Annotated in this window: 3 protein-coding genes; all 3 read left to right on the forward strand. The window is 39.3% G+C overall.

Annotated features, from left to right (window positions below; all coding sequences use genetic code 11):
* On the forward strand, nucleotides 1-603 hold a 603-nt coding region (locus AC1DPZ_RS25255; RefSeq protein WP_477408678.1), incomplete at its 5' end, for a glycosyltransferase family 2 protein.
* A 76-nt stretch (nucleotides 604-679) separates the two neighbouring features.
* Nucleotides 680-1,603, forward strand: a complete 924-nt coding sequence (locus AC1DPZ_RS25260) for a glycosyltransferase family 2 protein (protein ID WP_477408680.1) — start codon at nucleotides 680-682, stop codon at nucleotides 1,601-1,603.
* Nucleotides 1,600-2,595, forward strand: a 996-nt coding sequence (locus AC1DPZ_RS25265) for a glycosyltransferase family 2 protein (protein WP_477408682.1), incomplete at its 3' end; no start/stop codon positions are given. The genes AC1DPZ_RS25260 and AC1DPZ_RS25265, both read left to right, overlap by 4 nt.

A 2,595-nucleotide genomic window follows, 5' to 3' on the forward strand; every position in this document is an offset into this window, starting at 1 on the left:
AACCTGTCGGCAGCCATTATAGGCTCTGGTATGGCACTGGAGTACAACTTATTTAAGGCAACCATGCGGCAAATTGATGCGGTTGGCGGTTTTGATAAAGAAATGGGCCTGATACTTACCTGTCAAAAAATCAGCGTGGCCTATGCCGAAAAAGCTTTGGTATATGACGAAAAGGTAAGCAACCCCGAAGTATTTAAAAAACAACGCAAGAGATGGCTGTCTGCACAATTTAATTTACTGCGGGTATATGGTATGAGTGGATTTCGTGAATTATTTATAAACGGCAACTTTGATTACTTTAATGAGATCTATCAGATGTCGATATTACCACGGGTGCTGATGTTAGGGATAATGCCATTGATGTTACTGATCTCGTTATTAACTACGGGTATTGGCCCGTCATGGCAGTTGTGGCTTGCTGCAACATTGTGCTGTTATGTGGCTATTGTGGTTGCCATACCGGGAGCATATTTTAATGGTAAGTTATTAAATGCCGCCCTTAAATTACCATTGATATTTTTTACAATGTTTTTATTGCTATTTAAGTTAAAAGGTGCGAATAAAAAATTCATTCATACGCCGCATGATCATACTGCAGTTTAAATTCATAGGTATATAAAGTCAACTTTTAATTAAATAATCCGTAAAAGCAAAGCCATTACAATACCTATTACTATTGATGAAAAAAGTTTCTATTGTCACTGTAAATTTCAACCAACCCGTAGTCACCGAAGAACTGCTTTCTTCAATAGAAAAAACAAACAGCTACAGCAATATTGAGATAATTATAGTTGATAATGCCAGTAAGGCAAATCCTATACACAAATGGCTGTTAAAATACCCGGCAATTAAACTCATCCGATCGGAGATTAACCTTGGCTTCGCCGGGGGCAATAATCTCGGCATAAAAGAAGCAACCGGCGACTACCTGTTCCTGGTAAATAATGATACGGAATTTACTGCAGGATTAATAGAAAAACTGGTTGATACCCTGGATACCCATGAAGATGTGGGCCTGATATCGCCAATGATTAAATACTATAACGATAAACAACTCATACAATACGCGGGCTACACCCCCATGAATTATTACACATGCCGTAATAGCTGCATTGGATTACGCCAAAAAGACGAGGGGCAATTTGACCATATTATCGGGCCAACGGCTTATTGCCACGGTGCTGCGATGATGATAAGGAAAGAAGCAATAGATAAAGCCGGTTTAATGGCCGAAAGCTTCTTTTTATACTACGAAGAAGTAGATTGGTGTGAGCAGATCATAAGAACAGGTTATAAAGCCTGGGTAAATACCGAGGCATTAATCTATCATAAAGAATCTGTATCCGTAGGAAAAAAAAGTAAGCTCAAAGAGTATTTTATGAATCGTAACCGGATACTCTTTACACGCCGCAATGCCCCATTAGTTAAAAAGCTTTTCTTCTATATTTATTTCTTGCTTATTGTTACGCCCCGAAATGTGATTAATTATATTAAGGACAAAAATTACAGCTTTATACCTGCGCTTTTTAAGGCCATTTGGTGGAATGTAACCCACTCCAAAAACAGCAGTAATTTAGGTTATCCTATCAACACCATAGCATGAAAATTATTTTAGCGTTAAGCCTCTTCATCGTTTTTTACACCTTTGCGGGGTATGGTATATTGCTGTATTTTATAATTAAAATTAAAAGAGCTGTTAAAGGTGTTAAACCGCCAATAACCGAAAACGCCAAMCTGCTGCCTACCTGTACACTGGTAGTGGCTGCTTATAACGAAGAATATTTTATTAAGGAAAAAATCAATAACAGCCTTTTGCTCAATTATCCCCAAGGTAAACTCAAATTGCTTTTTATAACCGATGGCTCATCAGATAAAACACCAGATATTATTGCGCAATACCCCCAAATTCAATTATTACATCAACCCCAGCGGGCGGGCAAAATAGCCGCGGTACACCGTGCTATGGAGTATGTTGATACCGATACTGTTGTTTTTACCGATGCCAATACCTTTTTAAATAAGGATGCACTTGTTAAAATTTGCCGGCATTACAGTGATGCAACCGTTGGCGCTGTAGCGGGCGAAAAGCGGGTACAAATAAATGAAAATGCCGACGCAAGTGCTGCCGGCGAAGGTTTTTACTGGAAATATGAATCGGCCCTAAAAAAATGGGACTCCGAACTTTACTCGGTAGTAGGCGCAGCGGGCGAACTGTTCAGTGTTCGCCGTTCATTATACCAGCCTGTGAAAGCAGATACCGTTTTGGATGATTTTATGATCTCGATGCTGATAGCCGCCAAAGGTTATCGTATTGTTTATGAGCCCGAAGCCTATGCAACCGAAACTGCTTCAGAAAATGTGTCGGAAGAACTGAAAAGAAAAGTGAGAATAGCAGCCGGTGGAATACAATCTATCATACGCCTAAAAAAATTATTTAACCCATTCCCCTATCCCATATTATCATTTCAATACATTAGTCACCGTGTTTTACGATGGACTATTACACCTTTCCTGCTCATATTATCCTTTATTTTAAACATGCTATTGGCCTTTGAACCTGGCGCCACTGGTATAAGGGTGCTTTTGTTTGCCCAG

It is taken from the genome of Mucilaginibacter sp. P4_G9 (assembly GCF_056400985.1).

What these genes read in the sequence shown, in the direction of transcription:
- AC1DPZ_RS25260 (WP_477408680.1), top strand. Translation starts at nt 680, where the DNA reads ATGAAAAAAGTTTCTATTGTCACTGTAAATTTCAACCAACCCGTAGTC.